Source organism: Hyphomicrobium sp. DMF-1 (genome assembly GCF_027886585.1).
In the GTDB taxonomy this organism is placed as follows: Bacteria; Pseudomonadota; Alphaproteobacteria; order Rhizobiales; family Hyphomicrobiaceae; genus Hyphomicrobium_C; species Hyphomicrobium_C zavarzinii.
Genome location: NZ_CP115706.1, coordinates 4,164,379 through 4,182,659 on the forward strand (window position 1 = coordinate 4,164,379; position 18,281 = coordinate 4,182,659).

Sequence of the window (18,281 nt, forward strand, 5' to 3'; positions counted from 1 at the left end):
CCACAACATCCGCTGCGAAATCTGTTGCACATGCGGATGGATGCCCCACCATGATGGAGAATGCCTGATGTGCGACCTGCCCCTATGACCGGTCCCGTTCAGGCTTATGCAGGGAAGGGGAACGCTCAACAAGCACCGCCATGTCTTCCTTGTTCCGCTCTGAAATCCGCTTCACCGCGTGCGTGACCACACCCCTGAAGGCCGCGTCGCCGATCCGTGACGCGGCCTTCTGCATGGCTTCCCATTCCTCCGGTTCCAAGGCATCCAGAAGGGCGTTCAGCTCGGTTTCAGCCCATGCTGCATCAACCCCGTCCTCTTCTGTCCACCCCTGTGCGCGCGCATACAGCAACGCCGCCTCTTCCGCCTTATTGGATGCCCCTTGGCGCAGCAGCGCCTTGGCTTCAAGGACAGCCTTGAACTCACCCTTGCTCCACATGGCCCGCGACCCTTGTTGTTCTTTCGCGACGCACACCCTCATGCACCAGGTGTGCCAAGGCACCCTGCCACCCCAGTGTCCTTAGCGGCAAGAAAACAACAACGCTTCACAACGTGCACCGTGGGCGCTTTACCCCACCAAGGCCGGCGCTATAGTGAAACTTCAACCGCGGAGGACAAAACCACCAACACGCAACCGGACCTTTCATCAAAACCCGTCCCGTCAATGCGTATCGCGTGGTTCCCGCATGCTGCCTGTCATTTCGCACACCTCCACAGTGGAGGACCTCTTCTCCTCCCGCATCTTCATCGCCGCCTCCGTCCAGCGCACCTACCAGTGGAATACGTCCGAATGTGAAACCCTGCTCGCCGATCTGGTGCGGGCGTGGAGCGCACAAGCCTCTTCTCCGGAACCAGCGGCCGCTGACCTTTCACTCGATGAAGAGATGGACGCCGATCTGGGGCTACTCCCTACACCCAGCATCCAGCCCGCGCTTCCCGATTATTACCTCGGCGCCATCGTCACCCGTACCGCTCCAGACGGCGCCGTCGAAATCTACGATGGCCTGCAGCGCATCACCACGCTGACCATCCTGATCTCCGTCCTGCGCGATACCGTGGACGATGACCTTCTGAGCCAACGCCTCGACAAACTCATCAATCAGGACGGCGACAAACCCCGCCTCTTGCTTCCCGAGCGCCACCCCGCCCTCTGGAAGGAAATCCAGAAGCGGGGAGAGGCGGGGAAGGTGCGAAGATCATCGGTCGCCAACGACTTCCAGCACCGCGTGCGCGAAGCCGCCCGTACCTTCCGCTCCGCCGCCAATGCCTGGAACCCAGCCCAGCAAGCCTCCTTCGTAGAGTTCCTTCTCAATCGCGTGGCGATCGTCATCGTCCACGCCGCGGCCGGACGATTGGCACGCCAGATCTTCGTCACCACCAACCTCAGGGGACTCCCCCTCAACCAGGCCGACCTGTTCAAAGGGCAAATCCTCGACATCGCCCCCGATGAAGCCACCGCCGCCGACATGGAAAACAGCTGGTCCGTTATCCAACACGCGGTGGGCAACGATCTCGTGCCCTTTCTGACAACGGTCGATTTCATCACGCGCAGGCAGGAACAATCCGCCGACCACCTGCAGGAGCTGATCGATTACCTCGGAAGCAAAGTAGGGCCGCACAAAATCAACGAATGGCTGAAACGGCTCTCCGTCTTCGCCTCCGCCTGGAAGCATCTTGATAGAAAACTGGAAAGCCCCGGAAGCACCCCTTTGGACGTCAACATCTGGCGGCTGAGCCTGTTCAAATGGCAGCAGTGGAAGCCACTCGCCCTGCTCTGGCACGCAAACTACCTTTTGAAGACCGCCAAAGGCGTATCGTCATCGTCTGAAACAGCCCACGCCCGTCATTTTGCGCAGCTGCACCGCCGCTGCATGGCCATCACCCTTGCCAGCCTCAACCAATCCCAGCGCTCAAATCTGTTCGCCCAAGCCATCACCCAAACCATCAAGGGCAACAACTGCCTGTCAGGGGCCTTGCTCATCACGGACGTCCTTCAAGACCGCATCGAGGATAAGCTCTCCAACCCGTTCACCGACGAAGACCGCCGCATCGTTCTCTTCCGCTGGCTGGAGTCACTCTGCTGGGATGTTCCCCCGCTCTACATCAAGGATGGAAGTATCGAACACGTGCTGCCACAGAACCCCCATCCGAACTCTCAGTGGTTCATTGATTTCTCAGACGAAGACAGCCGCCACGAAAGTTGCCACAGCATCGGAAATCTCGCCCTCATCGATCCGGAAACCAACACCCGGCTCGCCAATGCCGATTTCATTCACAAGCAGCAGATCTTTCTCGAGGCTTCCGGCCGCTTCCGCTCTTTGCAAGGGTTCGAGCAATCCACCGCCTGGACTGAAGACGACATTCAGAGGCGCACCCAACTGCTGAAACAAGACATAGTGAAGCAGCTGCATCTCACGCCGCGCTCCACACCAAAGCGCAGGGCCCAGAGTGAAGCGGCAACTGCACGCCCAATGTAAGGAAGGGTTCGCCTCACAAGCTTCCTCGATTCCGAAAACTTGCTGCGTCTGCAGCCGCAATCGAGCCCGCTTCCGCTACTGACCGGAAAGGATCAGAACTTTTACAACGATAGTTCGAGTGTGGGCGCCTCCCGCCTGCGGCGGGCCACGCTCTATCGCACGAGCGCAATGCGCGCGACGGAGCCGCGATATTGCGTCTCCGCCCGTACGGGTGACGATCGTTGGCGCGGCACGCGGCACGGCCACAGACACCAATAGCCCGCGTGAGGGATGAAAGGAGAGAAGAGGGAGGGGCATGAAGGGCGAACCGGCCAGAAGCCGAGAGAGGCCGCCGGTTCCCAACCAAGGAGCCCGCCCATGCAGAAACCACAACAAACCACCCAACCCGCAATCCTCGCGCCGAAAGGCCCCTATGACTATGCGCAGTGCCCTCCGTCGTCGCCGTGGGGACGCGTTCAAGAGACAACCATCCTCATGTGGGCCTACAGTCCCGATGGAACACGTGTCCCGGTGCTTTGGCAGGTCCATACCGCAGGCCATGGCGGTACCCGCGTGCACCGCCAGCTAGCCGCGCGCTTCCTCAACCGGCTTCCGAAGGAATGTCACGCCTACGGCGGCAACAGGCTCTGGTATGAGGAAGATTGCGAAAGCAACGTGCCGCTATTCATCTTCTATAATGGCCTCGACCCCTCGTGCTGGCTTGTCACGGAAGGTCAACAGTTCCCGCGCGAGCGCTTGATGGAAAGCATCAGGCGCTGGATGCCGGACACGGTTGATGCCGTGCGTGCCATTGCAGCGCGCTTCGATGCCGTCCTCGTCAAAAACGGCCATACGTTGAGAAGCCCGCTTCCCGCGCAACACTCCGTCTAGCCCCCTGAGCCGTTTATCGATGCCACGCTTCGGCGCATTGCGCCGGAGCCGCTTTCGTTCATCCCCATGGAGATACGTCATGACCCAGGAACGTCCCCGCATTGTTTTCTGCACAAACACCAACCGCATCATCGATTTCGTCCGCGATGGCACCGGTGAAACCGACATCCAGGCCATCGCCCGCCTCAAGGGGGAATACGGCACCGCGCTAACCACGCTACCCGCCCAGGAAGCCCAAGCCCGATACGAAAATAGCTTCAAGACGCCGGTGCAGGAGATTACCGCCGAAGCCTTCGACGATGCCCTGAACGTGCTTCCGCCCGAAGACTGGCGCCGTGGGCGCGGCGCCGAAAGCTTCAAATGCATGGAGAGAATTGCCGGAGCGGTGACCTCAATCTATGTCGCCGTGGCAAACCGCTACTTCACCTTCAACGATCACATCCGCACGCCACATGACCAGTGCTGCGAACGTGTGATGGCATTCATCGCCGCCCATCCGGTTCCCACGACAACCGCGCCGGAGGCAAGCACATGACCATGCAAGCGCGCTTCACTTTCGATGCCCGCGATGAACAGCTCCGCCAGCAAGGACTAATCTACTGGAACACCACAAATGACCCGCGCGTCGGGGATTACGTCAAGCTCGGGGACGGAACCCTCCACCGCATCAGCACCAAATCCAGCACGTCCTTCCAGCTGTCAGATCCACGCTTCGGAGCCAGCTTCCATTGGTGCTGGTGGTACTGCTCCTACTCGGGAGGCCATCAAAGGGCACTCCACGCTCTCTCTTCCTTAGAAGACACCGGCGAAACCCGCGACGGAGACGTCTGGGTCTTTCACCACGACCAGGCTGGAGCCCACCGCGGCGTCACCTGCACCATCCCATGCAGAATCTACCGCCTTACCCATTAACCGAAAAATGGAGACCACTCATGTCAGCTTCCCTTACAGACCACGCCATCGAAATCCTCCAGAAAACGAACGATGGGGAGGACCTAGACCCCAAGCACTTGAAGATCGTCGAGTACGCCGTCAACGGCCTCCTCAACCAAACAGGCTTGCACCTCTTCTACGACTTGCTCGAAAACGTGCGCGGCGGTTACGTCCGGCCATGGTTCCATGGCGTCGAGCACGTCACGCGCAATCATCAGGGCTACGTGCTGTGGAAGGGCGTCGCCATCGAGCACTACAGCGGGGCCTACGCCCACTCCGACGAAGCCGCCGAGAATATCCGGGAATTGGCGCGACGCTGCGCCATCCTTGAAGGGAAGGGGGTCACTCCCGACACCAACAGCGTCGTCTGGCAATGGAGCGAATAACAGGCAGCACGCTTGCGCCCGTGTGTCCCATGCCGAATACTTCACCCATGTCCATCCACCCCAACCTGCAACTGCTCCTGCACATCATAGACCAATACCCCGGCTCTACCGTCGTCGAGCTCACCGAGCACCTAAAACCCTACGCGCCCGCCCACGACCCGCACACGCAGCAAGCCGTGCGCACAAGATTGCGGGCTTTGCTGGCAGCAGGCTTTGTTCAGCTCGACCATAAGGGCAAACCCCGCACTTACCTCCGCACGCAACAAAGCTACCGCGTCGTTCCCAGTCACGGGCCTTTCGACCCGGAAACGCCCCGCCGCAGACCTCCAAAACAGGCCCAGAGATAGAGCACGGCCCGCAAAGGGTGCCGGATACTCCAGCACAGAGGGTGCAGGAGAAACGGCGCAATCCTGATCCGGAGGCCTGCCCATGTCGCTTCTTCAAGCGCCCGCCATACCTGTTACAGCACTCATCCCGCCCGAGGACCCTGACCGCCCCGACCGCAGCAAAGCTGCTGGCCTCCTGTCTGCCGGCGAACGGCTGCTGATCCATCTCGCCCGTGGACACGCCCCTTGCGCGCACAACATCCGCGCCGCCATGGAGGAGGCTTTCGGTGCATCCGACAGCACGGGCGCGTGGGTGTGGAAGGACGCCTACGAAGCCTTGGAAATAGCACAACTCTTATTCCTGCGCCGCTTCCTTCCCAGCATGCGCAAATCCGCAAAGGACCCAAAACAGCTGCTCTCCATGCTGCAGAGACTGGGCGACCTCATCCCCACCCACACCAGGCGCAGCGAAGACTCCATCGGCCTGCAGCAGTTCTCAACCCCGCTGGAACTCGCCTTCCTTGTTGCGGAAGCAGCCGCCATCACAGCCGACGACGTGGTGCTGGAACCGTCAGCGGGCACCGGGCAGCTGGCCATCTTCGCGGAAGCCGCCGGCGCTTCGCTTCATCTCAACGAGCTTTCCCCCACCCGCGCCGATATCCTCGCCACCCTGTTCAACACCACGGTCACCAGCTTCAACGCCGAGCAGATCCATGATCGTCTCGGCGATACCGTACAGCCCACCGTCATCATCATGAACCCGCCGTTTTCGGCTTCTCCGAACGTCACCGGCACCATGCGCGGTGTTGACCTCCGCCACGTCAAGTCAGCACTCAATCGCCTAGCGCCCGGCGGCCGCCTGGTCGCCATGACCAGCGCCGGACTATGGCCACACAACCCGCAATGGAAAGAAGCGTTCGACCAGCTGAGCAAGATCGCCACCCTGCGCTACACCACCGCCGTGAGCGGCAAGATGTTCCAACGCCATGGAACCGCCATCCCCACCCGGCTCAGCGTCTTCGACAAACGTCCGGCCGCAGACGCCGATGCCAAATGCAGCGCCGAGGACGCAATCAGCCCCCAGCGCATTCTCTGCGACATCGCCACTTGGGTACCCGCACGCGCGCCATGCGCCAAGCGCATCACCGTCACCCTCAACACACCCGTCAGCAAGCCACACCCCAAGCCTGCACAACACTCATCCGCAGCATCGTCTGCGCCAGCCCATGTCATCAGAGGCAGCGAGATCACCTACAGCCTCGTTGACGCGCCGGCCACCACCGCGTCCCAGGGCCTTTATCAAAACTACGCGCCGGAGCGCATCAAAGTGGACGGCGCATGCCCGCCGCCGACCGCGCTGGTGCAATCGGCCGCCATGGCTTCGGTCAAACCGCCCGCGCCCGCGTACAGGCCACATCTCCCCCCGGATGTGATCAAGAAAGGCCTGCTCTCCGACGCCCAGCTTGAATGCTTGATCTACGCCGGCGAAGCCCATGCTCGCCTGCTAACCGGCCATTGGACTGTGGATGACACGCTCGACCACGTCTCGGCCGCCACGTCCGACACCGCAAATGCCGTCCAGTTCCGCCGGGGCTTCTTCATCGGCGATGGAACCGGTGTGGGGAAGGGACGCGAAGTCTCGGGCATCATCCTCGACAACTGGATCAAAGGACGCACCAAAGCAGTGTGGGTCTCCAAATCCGACACGCTGCTGGAAGACGCCCAACGCGACTGGAGCGCGCTCGAGCAAGAAAAGCTGCTGATCGTGCCCCAATCCCGCTTCAAGCAAGGAAAACCCATCCCGCTCTCGCAAGGCATCCTGTTCACCACCTACGCCACGCTCAGGTCAACGGAACGGGAAGGAAAGAAATCACGGCTCGCGCAGATCACCGATTGGCTGGGGCACGATTTCGACGGCGTCATCATCTTCGATGAAGCCCACGCCATGGGCAACGCCGCTACCTCCAAGAACGACCGCGGCACCAAGAAGGCGTCGCAGCAAGGCATCTGCGGTTTGCGCCTGCAGCATGCCTTGCCCAATGCCCGCGTCGTGTATGTCTCCGCCACCGGCGCAACCACCATTGAAAACCTTTCCTATGCGCAGCGCTTAGGGCTTTGGGGCAACGACGACCTCCCGTTCCCCACCCGCGCCGATTTCGTCGCAGCCATGCAGCAGGGGGGTATTGCGTCATCCGAAGTTCTTGCCCGCGACTTGAAAGCGCTTGGATTGTATATCGCCCGCTCGCTCAGTTACGAAGGCGTCGAGGTGGATATTCTGGAGCACGCGCTTACGGAGCAGCAGATCGACATCTACAATCACTACGCCCGCGCCTACAAAGTCATACACACCAACCTGCACGAAGCCCTGAAGGCATCCGGCATCTCCGATGAAGCCGGCGCCACGCTTAACAAGAATGCCAAGTCTGCCGCGCTTTCCGCGTTTGAAGGTAACAAGCAGAGATTTTTCAATCACCTCATCACGGCCATGAAGGTGCCGACGCTGCTGAAGGCGTTGCAGAAGGATTTGGATGATGGAAAAGCATGCGTCATCCAGCTGGTCTCGACCTCGGAAGCCTTGATGGAAAGACGCCTCTCGCAACTGTCGCCATCGGAGATGAACACCCTCAACTTCGACGTCACACCGCGTGAGTATGTGCTGGATTATTTGCAGCACAGCTTCCCCACCCAGCTCTTCGAAACCTACAGCGACGAGGAAGGGGAGCTGCAATCCCGCCCCGTCTTCACCGAGGACGGCCAGCCTGTGTTTTGTAAATGGGCCGTTGAACAGCGCGATTTCATGCTCGAACAGCTGCAGCTACTTCCCCCCGTACAAGCCGCCATGGATCAGATCATCCATCACTTCGGAACCGACATGGTGGCTGAGGTCACCGGGCGCTCGCGCCGCATCGTGAAGAAACCGGGCGTGACGGGCTTTGAGCTTTGCGTTGAGAACCGCAGCGGAAGCGCCAACCTTTCCGAAACCTCCGCCTTCATGGATGACCGGAAACGCATCCTCATCTTCTCCGATGCAGGAGGAACCGGGCGCAGCTACCACGCCGACCTCAATTCTTTGAACCAGCACCCGCGCGTGCACTACCTCCTCGAAGCCGGATGGAAGGCCGATACCGCCATCCAAGGACTTGGGCGTTCCCACCGCTCCAACCAAAAGCAGCCCCCGCTGTTCCGCCCCGTCGCCACTGACGTGCGCGGCGAAAAACGCTTCCTCTCCACCATCGCCCGCCGCTTGGACAGCTTGGGCGCCATCACACGCGGGCAACGCCAGACCGGCGGGCAGGGGATGTTCCGGCCCTCCGATAACCTGGAAAGCACTTACGCGCGCGACAGCCTGCGCGCCTTCTACAGCCATCTTCACAAAGGGATTGTTCCCTGCACCACGCTGCAACAGTTCCAAGACGCAACCGGGCTCAAGATTGTGGACCGCGATGGAACGATGCTGGAAGACCTGCCGCCGATTTCACGCTTCCTGAACCGCGTGCTGGCGCTGGAAATCCAGATCCAGAACGACATCTTCGCCTATTTCGAGACCCTGCTGGAAACGCGCATTGAGCGCGCCAAGGCCGCCGGAAGCTTCGATGTGGGGTTGGAAACCATCACCGCAGAAAGCTTGACGGTTGAAACGCGACAGCTCATCGCCAGCAATGCGGCGACAGGCGCCGAATCGCTCCTTCTCAAAATCCGCCAGAAGGACCGGACCAAACCACGGACGCTAGACAGCTTGCACGAATACCTGGGCTACCGGGGCGCCGTCCGCCTCGTGAACAGTAAATCCAAGCGCGCCGCCCTGCAGATACCCACCTCATCGCTGATGAACGAGGATGGCACGCTCGAAGACCGGGTACGCCTGTTGCGGCCGATGGAATCCACCGCCGTACCGGTCAATTCCATGCCTGAAAGCAACTGGGAGCCTTGCGACCAGAAAACTTTTGAATGGCTCTGGACCGAAGAGCTGAGTTCCTTGCCCGAGTTCACCGAGAGCACCTTCCATGTCATGACCGGGTTACTGCTTCCCTACTGGAAGCGCCTGCCGCTCAACAACCCGCGCGTCTACCGCTTCACCACCGATAAGGGGGAAGCCCTTATCGGCCGCCTTATCCCCACGGAAGTGTTGGGCGCCTTCACGCAAGACAAACCCGACCTGACGCCGGAAGAAGCCTGGGACCACGTGCTCAACAACGGCATCCTACGCCTTGAGGATGATCTGCTGGTGAAGCGCATAACGACCATGCACGCGCCACGCATCGAGCTGTTGGGGTTCACGCAAGGCCAGTACCAGCAGCTGAAAGCCATCGGCCTCTTCGCGGAAACCATCGCCTGGAAGCTTCGCCTGTTCATTCCGACTGGCTCTCTTGAAGGACCGCCAATCCTCGCCAAGCTGCTCCGAGCGCACCCCATCCGCTCCACCACGTTCTAAGGAGGCGCGTCATGGATTTCAGAACCCTCTCACGGCGGTTGGCTGATAACGCCGAAGCGGTCTGCGCCCATTACCTCTCCAACGGACGACGGCATGGGCACTATTGGCTGGTGGGGGACGTGTTCAACACGCCCGGCCGCTCTCTCTACGTGCGGTTGTTTCCAACCCATGGCGGCAAACCCGCAGGGAAATGGGCCGATGCCGCCGACCCTGAAAAGCACGGAGATCTTCTGGACCTCATCCGCTGGAACCGGGGGATTTCCTCATCGGCCGAGCTGCGCCGCGAAGCCATGGACTTCCTCTCCCTTCCCATCAAAGCTCCGGCAGCACCACCAGCTCCCCGCAACAGCGCGCTCGCCGCTTCGCGCCTGGTCCATGCCTCGACCCCCATCATAGGAACATTGGGCGAGCAATACCTGCGACGGCGCGGCATCACCGCGTCGCTGGATCTGAAGGCGCTGCGGTTCCACCCCGGCTGTTATTACAAACCCGACCGCGACGCCTTATTGGAAACCCACCCCGCCATCATCGCCGCCGTGACCGACCTTGCGGGCACCATCACCGGTGCCCTGCGCATCTATCTCGATCCTTATGACGTAGATAAAGCCCATCTCGAGTTTCCGCGACTTTCCATGGGTAACGTGCTCGGAAACGGCATCCGGCTTGGAATCGCCCACGACGTCATGGCAGCGGGTGAAGGGCTTGAAACGATGCTCGCGCTGCGATCTCTGATGCCCACCATGCCGATGGTTGCCGCCACGTCCGCTTCCCACCTTGGCGCGCTCGAGTTGCCGTCAACGCTCAAGCGCCTGTACATCGCCGTCGACAACGACCCGGCCGGGATGACGGCGGCAGAATGCTTGTCGTTTCGACATATCGACAACCCCATCGACATCCAGCTGCTCCAACCTGTCTATGACGACTGGAACAGCGACCTGCTCAGGCTCGGACCAGACCTCGTGCTGAGAGAGCTAAGCGCCCTCCTTGTGGAACCCGACCTGGGACACGTGCTCTCGATGCCACGTCGAAACATCTCCTAACCTTGCAGGCACAGCATATATGATGTATACGGATCATATGCCGTTGCCTGCCAGCCAGTTCCGTAATCCCGAGATCGTCGCCTCACGCGGACATAACTGGGCAGACAAAAGGTCCCACGGGCGTATTCAGATCGCGCTGGACGCCGCCATATCCGATCTCATCCGTGTCATCATGGTGAGCAGCGATCCCCAAACAAGCACCATGCTGGACGCCCAGCTCTATCGGATGACCACGCGCTTCACCGTTGTCACCCGTGCGCTCCATCGCCGAAGCAGAACCTCTGTTGAATGGGAGCTCCACAGATCCACTGTTTCCGCTCTCGAACATATGGCTTACGCCCTCGAAAAGCTCGAGCACTGCGCAAAAGCAACATCCCCTCATGCTGACCAAACACGATCAGCATACCTTACCCTCCATGCATACGATGCGAAGACCATGGCACTCGAAGCCGACGCGCGCAGCGCAAGAAGCTTCATGACCAAGGGCCCTATGTCCGGCCTCGCTGACCTAGCCGGGATCATACGGGATACTCCAAATTCCCCCGATGCAATCTTGCCTCTTGCTCGCCTCGTTCCATTGGCCAGATCCATCCCGCACGATAGCCTTTTGAACCAGGATACTCCCGGCGGACGGGCCTATCTCGACGCATACGCGCGCATCCGAGATATCGCCCGCGCCAACATCGACACCAATCCAAGAGCAACAACACATCATGACGTCTCGCGCTGATACCACACTCCGGCTCCGCCTCGGCTCCCAGCGCGATGGATTGGGCTTTCTCTACGGATTGGATCCTCGATGACGAAGAGGTCGCTCGTGTCCCAGAACACAGCCAAGCCGCAACCGTTCTGACCCAATGCTGATGTCGTCCTTCCCACGTCGGCAGCGTCGGTACCGTCCCCCGTCATGAATTGTAGAAAACGCGATATTTTCTACACATTGTTTCGGAGTTCCGGCCCAAGCTCTTGCCCGTGTTTGGCCCTGTGCCAGAGAAGTGGGCGGCCAGCCTTTGAACGACCCGCTCGGCCACTTGGCCGACTTAACGCCTGTAAAACTCTCTGCATCAGGAGTATATTGTCCGCAACCGAGCAATAAGGGTTGTATAGCAGGGACGGCAAGTCCGACGGGCGGTTACGTGAGGCTTGCTATTGGACAGGAGCACGTCGTGGATGGCGCGGGAATCATACGTTTTGTTTTGACCAACCTGCCGGCGTTTCTGCTCGTCTTAGCCTTCGTCATCGCCACCCTGTCCACAGGTATCCCCCGCACCGCGGAACGCTATCTCTCGTGGCTGTTGCTCTTGGCAGTGGGTTGCGAAATGGTTTGGGCTGGGTTCTTTCACGTCTTTTTTCCCGAGACTGCGGCCTCCTTCATCAACTGGCAGGTCAGCCCATTCCAGTTCGAGATCGGTGTCGCCGATCTCTCCATCGGATTAGTTGCCATCGCCTCCTTCTGGAGAAGCCTTGAATTCAAGAGCGCAGTCGTCGCCTACGTCGTGCTGTTCTATATCGGCGCCGCTATCGACCATGTGCATCAGGCACAGGTTGCAGGCAACTTCTCGCCGGGCAACTTCGGACTGCTCCTCCTTATGACGGTCGCTAAAGTCCTGCTGCTTACCGGACTTCTGTGGGAGGCGTGGCGCGAGCGTGAGAGGATCGACCGCTAGACGATCTCATTAGGGAACAAGCAACCCATGAGACCCTTTTCAACAACTCGTTTCACAATGACTTAAGCGTTATCTTCAAGACACACAGACACCCGCAAACCACTCCCTCTTCTATCCGGCACACGCGCTCGCGCCGTATACTGTCCTCATGAAGCCAGCCCGCGCTCGGCCCGATACCGACGCCATCATCGACGCATGGCTTTCATCGGCACGCCTTATCATCGACTCCGGCGCCACGATTGCAACCGACACCTTCCTCTTCGGCCGCGGCTTATCTCCGTCATCCCGCAAGACCTACTACCATGTGCTCAAGCGGTTCATGGATTGGGCAGTCGCCAATGAAATCGACAGTCTTGCCGATGTGACCCCGCGCCACGTCGCAAGCCATATTGAAGGGCTGATGCCGCGCACGGCCAAAACCCGGTTGACCAACCCCGGAAAATCCAAGCTGCTCTGCCGTGCCGTCATAGCCACCTATTTCGATGTCCTGCTCGCATCCGACATCGTCGAAGCAAACCCCGCAGCCAGCTATCGGTCACGCGGCCATTCCCGGCAGACAACCCCCACACCGGCCCTCACGCCTGCCGAGTTGCTACGCCTGCTCGATGTCATTCCGCGCGATACCCCGCTCGGCAAACGAAACCGCGCTCTTCTCGGACTGCTGGCGGGCACCAGCTGCCGCATCGCCGCCGCATTGGGGCTTTCGCGCAAAGCGCTTACTTTGGTTCAAGGCGTGTGGCGTGTCACCCTAATGGAGAAAGGACAGATCCCCCATACCATCCCTCTCACGCCTGCGGTCTGGAGCCTGATCAATCCGCTGCTAGATTTGGGGCATGACGTAGAAGGCGACTTCATCTTTCCCGCTTGGGACATGCGCCGTAAGCGCCTCATTTCAAAGCCCATGCGTTACATCGAAGCCTACCGCACCATCCAATCCATTGCAGTGTCCGCCGGCATCACCGACAAATCCATCACTCCACACAGCTTCCGCGCAACCGCCATAACCGCCCTGCTCGACGCAGGCCACGACATCGTCATCGCCCAGCGCATCGCAGGACACGCCGACCCCGCCACAACGCGCCGTTACGACCGAAGGCAGAAGACCGTTATGGAGGAGGATGTGGGGCACCTGGAGAAGGCGCTCGAGTTGGACAATGCCTGAAAGCTCATGCCCCCCCACGGTCCCAACCAATTGCGTCAACCTCACCCGCCGACGATACGCAACGCAGCGCCATCAAAGTAATTCATCTCTTTCCAGTGCTTCAGCTGAACCTCCAGACGAAGCAGCCGCTTGTTCCACGGACCACACTCCGGTCCAAGGGAGTTGATGACCTGCCACTCCCCGTTAAAGAAGACCTCCAACCTGATAGGCCCTCCCTCCGTGATCGGAGGAGAGGGCCTGGACATCGCACCATCGGGCATGACATTTCCTCATCAAATGGACTGCACGTAGACACTGGTCTGCACACTCCATCTGCCCGAAGACGCATGCCTCCTCATGGACAGGCCGGGGGCACTTCCGTTCAGGGGTTGTCCTTGACAAACGCATTCCCCTGACTCACCACGCTATTATGCTTCACTCTCCCGACACGCTCGAAACATGGCTGTCCTATCTTCAATCGGCGCTCAACGACAGCGTTACCTACGCCAGAGACCGACACAAACAACCAGACCTAACCCTCAACGCCCTCATCAACCTGGTGTGCGAGGATCGTGAAGACTTCGACAGCCTCACCAGGACGCTCCGCCGCGCCATCAAGGATTCAGCTCCCTCAAATCGCCACGTCATCAGCGAAGAGCTGTTCGATAGCCTGGACAGACACGTCTTCCTCCCCTTCCTCCCGGTTCATCGCCGGAAGCATCTGTTCCAATCCCATCAAACCGCCTTCGTCGAGCAGGTCCTGAAACGGCGCTATGCTCCCCGACGCCGTGAACTTGCCCGCGTCGAGACCTTTCTGGAACATGCTCCCGTCTCCGTCACCGACCTTACAACGGCGGAGGGCTTCACGGCCCTGGTGTTCAACACCGTCTACGAACCCGCGCTCCGCGCCGATGCCGACACCGCCACCGCAAACCTCCGCCTTCTCCGCGCTGGCTTCGCCTTCGGGCACGATGCTCTCAGCTCTGGCTGCAAACGCACGAGAGCCTTTCAACGCGCCATCCTCCTGCTCATAGGCGCCTTCTCGCTCTACCGCATGGGGCACGAGGGCGAGACCGCCCTCGTCGCGGAAATGCGCGATGCCTATTCAGACGAACGCAACGACTACCTGCTCCACGGCATCCTCGCTCATCGCTACTTCCACAACCTCTTCAGCGAGGCTTCCAGCCATTCTCTCGATCTCATCCGGCGCGGACGAACCGGCACGTGGGGCAGCCTGTCAGGGAATGGCGTCTACCTTCTCCGCGCCGCTGACCTCGCCTTGGAGGAGGGCTTCCGCCCCGATCAAAAACCAAAAATCCTGCATGGCGCATCCCTCGCGGAACTCTTGAATGACGCCGCTGACGACTTGCAGCGACATGGCCGCCACGCCGAGCTTCACATCTGCCGCGCGACCGCCCTCAAGACGCATATCCTGCAAGGAGACGTGCAAGCGACAATGGAGGGGGTAGCCGCCATTCGTCAGGATCCAGCCTGGGCAACCACGCTCACACCCTACCGCCAAGCTCTCCTACTTGCCCTTGAAGCCCGAGCCAACTTCATTGCCTCAAGAGGGATCGACCGGCCGCTTCTCTTGGCGGCCGGCAGCCTCGTGCGCGAGCTGCGGATGCTGAAAAAGGTCCACCCGCATTTTCGGCTGAACCCCATCGACGAACTGTTCATCCCCGACCTCGAACGCGCGACCCTCGCTGTGTTCGGATCCACCGCCAACATGACGGCCTGAGCCAAGCTCGGAGGGCATCGGACGACGGCGGCCATTTCCCCGTGTCAGTTTCGTTCAACAGCCCCTGCATATGCTTTCACGAACGAAAGCATATGCACTGCCGTACAAATGGCCTTTGCTGGCCGATGGCCAAGACCCAGACGCCCTCGAGGCGAGGCTCGCCTATCATCTTCACCGTTTGCACCTTACCGGCGCACCGCTGCGGGAAGCCCTGAAAGGAAAGGCACTCCTTGCCACTGCCTTGTCTCAAGCACGCGCATCCGTCGATCAGACCTTCATCTCCGAGCTCGCCGCCGCACTAAATATCACGGCCGATGAATTAAGCCGCTCGCCGTCCGATGATGAAGCCCGAGAATGGGCTTTCTACCGAACTAGTGCAAGAAACCCGCAGGAAGTTTGGCGGCGCGCTTCCGAACTATGGACAAACAAGGGGGTTTCCAATACCCGAGCTGCCGCCATCATCGGTATGAAGCAACCCAACGTCGCCCGCGCCCTTAACGGTAAGCCAGCCGACATCTTTGATTGGCAGCATGCCCAGCGCCTATCAGACGCAATCAAAGTCTTTCCTCCAGAGGATTTTCTGCCACCCGAACAGCCCGCCCAAACAGAAAATCCCTCCCGCTAGCGGGGGTATATCACAGATTTCCACGCCTGAAGTTTGACGCATTCCGGCCCACTTCCCGGCCGCATTCACCCCCGAAATCTCACGCACGCGCCCACCGCGCATACACGTAACCAAACAGGCTCAACCGCGAACGCCGCGCAAATCCCTTGCGCGCGAACGCCCACCCATGGATCGCACGCCTCGTGAAAATCGAAACCCTCGTGGCCCGCTTTAGCGGCCGTTGCGTCTATTGCGGAAAGCACGTCAACACCGGAGAGCGCGGCCCGCATCCGGATGCACCAAGCCGCGATCACTTCATTCCTCTTTCTCGCGGAGGATCACGAGGGGCGAAAAACACAGTCCTCGCCTGCCACAGCTGCAACCAGGCCAAAGGCAACATGGACCCCCGCCTCATCCTCTTCACATGGCTTTGGCTCAGCCCCGACAGCTTCCATGCCGCGCTCGAGCGAATCGACGGCGATTTTTCCGCTCCCAACAGACCACTGCACTGATCTCGCCCCCCGAAAGGACACCCATGCCATCATTCACCGAGGTTTTCGTGTCAAAGCGGCCGTTACCCCTTGTGCATCCCCTCACTCCCCAAAATGATGCGGACAGGGATCATTCAAAAAGCCCACCAAACATGGCCAAAGCCTACAAGCTTCCGGCGCAAGACCGGCTGCCTTATCCCCCCATGCCGCCGCTGATACGTCCTCAGTGGCCCTTCATCGCCCGCATCTACGACATCGCGTCCCAATGGGTGCAGGAAGAATGGCAGGCCATGGAAACGATCAGGCGCGATGCAAACAAGAATAAGCTCAGCGCCGCACACAAGGCGGCCATCGAAGACTGCCGCCTCACACCCGACAATCTCGCCAAGCGCCTCGACAACATCAGCCAGGCCACGCTTCGCAGGGAGCTCAAGAGAATGGGGGCTCCTGCCCCCGGTGAAATCATCCGGCAGGCACGCCTCCACTTCGCAAAACACCTGCTGACACATACCCGTATCCTCATCAGGGACGTTGCCGTGCGCGCAGGCTACGACGACGAGAGACACTTCACGGAGCTGTTCACGCGGGAGTTTGACTGCAAGCCGTCGGACTTCAGGCGCCAGATGCTCCTGGAACTGCCTGTTATGGAGCCTAAAGGGAAGTCGCCCGCGAAAGCCAGACGCAGGTCAAAACCCTAGACATCCACAAATTCCATCATAACCCATGGTTCCATCGTCATTACATCGCATGCGCCATCGCTACCCCGTAGAAGCATATGAGATCCATCTTATCCATTCTCTGTGTACGGCCATGGCCCCAACACGCTTCCGATTACCGGCAGACGACAGCACACTCTTTCCTCGCATGCCTCTGCCGGAGCGCAGCGGCAACGCCTTCCTCGACCGCATCAACGATCTTGCCCTCCGCTGGATTCAAGAAGAGTGGATCGTGATCGATGCCCTTACGCGCGAAGCCCACAAAGGAAGGAACGTGGCTTCGGTTACCGAAGCCATAACTGAAAGCCGTCTCACGCCGGACAACCTCGCCAAGCGGCTGGACAACATCAGCCCGGCGACCCTCCGGCGTAACCTCAAACATCTCAACGGCACCACGCCCGGCGACTTCATCCGCAGAGCCCGCATTGCCTTCGCCCAACACCTGCTTATCCACACGCGCCTGCTCATCCGCGACATTGCCCTCCGTGCGGGATACAGCAGCGAAAAATCGTTCTCGCGCACCTTCCTTCAGGAAACAGGCCAATCCCCCCGGCAGTTCAGGCAACAGGCGTTGGCTATCTACAAACACGCGGACAGGGCACTTCTCGACGGCGCTCCCAGCAAATGATCATGACCCCCGCCCGCACAGCACCGCTCCGCCCCACCCAAGGCCCTGAAAACGTGGAGCAGGGCTCGCTTGCCGACGAATGCGTCAGCTTCGAAGGGCCAAGCGATGTTATCGCCTGCGCCTTCTACACCGACAATTACCTGCCCCAGGTCCACGCTCTTCGGCATTCCCTCAAATCGCATAAGCTCCGCTTCTTCCTGAAGCGGGTAGCCCGCCAGTCCACCTGGGAGGCCACGACACGCCTCAAGGCCGCGTTCGTCCGCGATTGCCTCGCACGATTTCCCAACAGCCATATCCTCTACCTCGATGCCGATTCAGTGCTTCGCAAAACTCCGGACTTCCTTGCTACCGTGAAAACGGACGTCGCCTTCTGCGTCTTCAACAAACCCATCCGCGGCAAGCATTGCCTCCAGCTTTCGGGCGGCACGATCTACGTGCGCAATACAGAGGGTGGCCGAAGGTTTGCCCATGAGTGGGCGGAGACCGCACAGCACTGCGGTCAGTTTGCAACCGACGAAGACATGATCCACATGGCCTTTGGCCGCCTCGAGGGGCTCACACTCACCGTCCTGCCCATGGCGTTCTACAAGGTCTTCGACAACAAGCGCGCGCAAGAGCCCATCGTCGAGCATTTCCAAGCAAGCCGTAGCCAGTTCAAGATCAGCAAAGCCATCCGCAGGATAAAGCGCGTCAGCGTTGCGGTTGGCGTTGTCGCTCTCCTGACCTTCGCCGGCTTCCTTCTCGCCCGCGCGTGAACCACCACATATTCCATCAAAAACCGCGCCTTCCTCATCACCAGCTTTACTCAGATATACCCCATCCCCCTTTCTGA

The 18,281-nt window shown here is 60.0% G+C and carries 17 protein-coding genes; 16 read left to right on the forward strand and 1 reads right to left on the reverse strand.

Features of this window, described 5'->3' with window-relative positions:
- Positions 1-82 precede the first annotated feature (82 nt).
- The gene (locus PE058_RS19060) at positions 83-436 is read right to left on the reverse strand and encodes a hypothetical protein (RefSeq protein ID WP_271029121.1); all 354 of its coding nucleotides are present in this window, start codon (positions 434-436) and stop codon (positions 83-85) included.
- A 247-nt stretch (positions 437-683) separates the two neighbouring features.
- Here PE058_RS19060 and PE058_RS19065 point away from each other — a divergent pair, with 247 nt between their 5' ends.
- From PE058_RS19065 to PE058_RS19135, 16 genes are all read left to right on the forward strand, one after another.
- Positions 684-2,474, forward strand: a complete 1,791-nt coding sequence (locus PE058_RS19065; protein WP_271029122.1) for a DUF262 domain-containing protein — start codon at positions 684-686, stop codon at positions 2,472-2,474.
- A 357-nt stretch (positions 2,475-2,831) separates the two neighbouring features.
- Positions 2,832-3,344 (forward strand): DUF7007 domain-containing protein, encoded by a 513-nt coding sequence (locus PE058_RS19070; protein WP_271029123.1) that lies wholly within the window; start codon positions 2,832-2,834, stop codon positions 3,342-3,344.
- 79 nt (positions 3,345-3,423) lie between these two features.
- Positions 3,424-3,879, forward strand: coding sequence for a hypothetical protein (locus PE058_RS19075; RefSeq protein WP_271029124.1), 456 nt, complete (start codon positions 3,424-3,426; stop codon positions 3,877-3,879).
- Positions 3,876-4,256 (forward strand): hypothetical protein, encoded by a 381-nt coding sequence (locus PE058_RS19080; RefSeq protein ID WP_271029125.1) that lies wholly within the window; start codon positions 3,876-3,878, stop codon positions 4,254-4,256. Before PE058_RS19075 ends, PE058_RS19080 begins: the two co-directional genes overlap by 4 nt.
- Positions 4,257-4,276: 20 nt before the next feature.
- The gene (locus tag PE058_RS19085) at positions 4,277-4,663 is read left to right on the forward strand and encodes a hypothetical protein (protein ID WP_271029126.1); all 387 of its coding nucleotides are present in this window, start codon (positions 4,277-4,279) and stop codon (positions 4,661-4,663) included.
- Between the two features lie 429 nt (positions 4,664-5,092).
- A complete protein-coding gene (locus PE058_RS19090) occupies positions 5,093-9,421 on the forward strand; it encodes a strawberry notch-like NTP hydrolase domain-containing protein (RefSeq protein WP_271029127.1) in 4,329 nt (1,442 codons plus the stop codon).
- A gap of 11 nt (positions 9,422-9,432) precedes the next feature.
- The gene (locus PE058_RS19095; RefSeq protein ID WP_020087544.1) at positions 9,433-10,461 is read left to right on the forward strand and encodes a DUF7146 domain-containing protein; all 1,029 of its coding nucleotides are present in this window, start codon (positions 9,433-9,435) and stop codon (positions 10,459-10,461) included.
- Between the two features lie 19 nt (positions 10,462-10,480).
- Positions 10,481-11,191 carry a hypothetical protein gene (locus PE058_RS19100; RefSeq protein ID WP_271029128.1) on the forward strand — a complete coding sequence of 237 codons (711 nt, stop codon included), beginning with the start codon at positions 10,481-10,483 and terminating at the stop codon, positions 11,189-11,191.
- Positions 11,192-11,627: 436 nt separating this feature from the next.
- Positions 11,628-12,128, forward strand: coding sequence for a DUF6790 family protein (locus tag PE058_RS19105; protein WP_271029129.1), 501 nt, complete (start codon positions 11,628-11,630; stop codon positions 12,126-12,128).
- Positions 12,129-12,276: 148 nt separating this feature from the next.
- Positions 12,277-13,290: a tyrosine-type recombinase/integrase gene (locus tag PE058_RS19110; RefSeq protein WP_271029130.1), complete on the forward strand. Its 1,014-nt coding sequence runs from the start codon at positions 12,277-12,279 to the stop codon at positions 13,288-13,290.
- A 409-nt stretch (positions 13,291-13,699) separates the two neighbouring features.
- The gene (locus PE058_RS19115; protein WP_271029131.1) at positions 13,700-15,010 is read left to right on the forward strand and encodes a hypothetical protein; all 1,311 of its coding nucleotides are present in this window, start codon (positions 13,700-13,702) and stop codon (positions 15,008-15,010) included.
- A gap of 70 nt (positions 15,011-15,080) precedes the next feature.
- On the forward strand, positions 15,081-15,635 hold the full coding sequence (locus PE058_RS19120) for a hypothetical protein (RefSeq protein ID WP_156827538.1): 555 nt from the start codon (positions 15,081-15,083) through the stop codon (positions 15,633-15,635).
- Positions 15,636-15,835: 200 nt separating this feature from the next.
- Positions 15,836-16,126 (forward strand): HNH endonuclease, encoded by a 291-nt coding sequence (locus tag PE058_RS22090; protein WP_442908684.1) that lies wholly within the window; start codon positions 15,836-15,838, stop codon positions 16,124-16,126.
- Between the two features lie 131 nt (positions 16,127-16,257).
- Positions 16,258-16,803, forward strand: a complete 546-nt coding sequence (locus PE058_RS19125; protein WP_271029132.1) for a helix-turn-helix transcriptional regulator — start codon at positions 16,258-16,260, stop codon at positions 16,801-16,803.
- A gap of 166 nt (positions 16,804-16,969) precedes the next feature.
- A complete protein-coding gene (locus PE058_RS19130; protein WP_271029133.1) occupies positions 16,970-17,449 on the forward strand; it encodes a helix-turn-helix transcriptional regulator in 480 nt (159 codons plus the stop codon).
- 2 nt (positions 17,450-17,451) lie between these two features.
- Complete coding sequence (locus tag PE058_RS19135) at positions 17,452-18,204, forward strand: putative nucleotide-diphospho-sugar transferase (RefSeq protein WP_271029134.1); 753 nt, start codon at positions 17,452-17,454, stop codon at positions 18,202-18,204.
- The last annotated feature ends 77 nt before the right edge of the window (positions 18,205-18,281 follow it).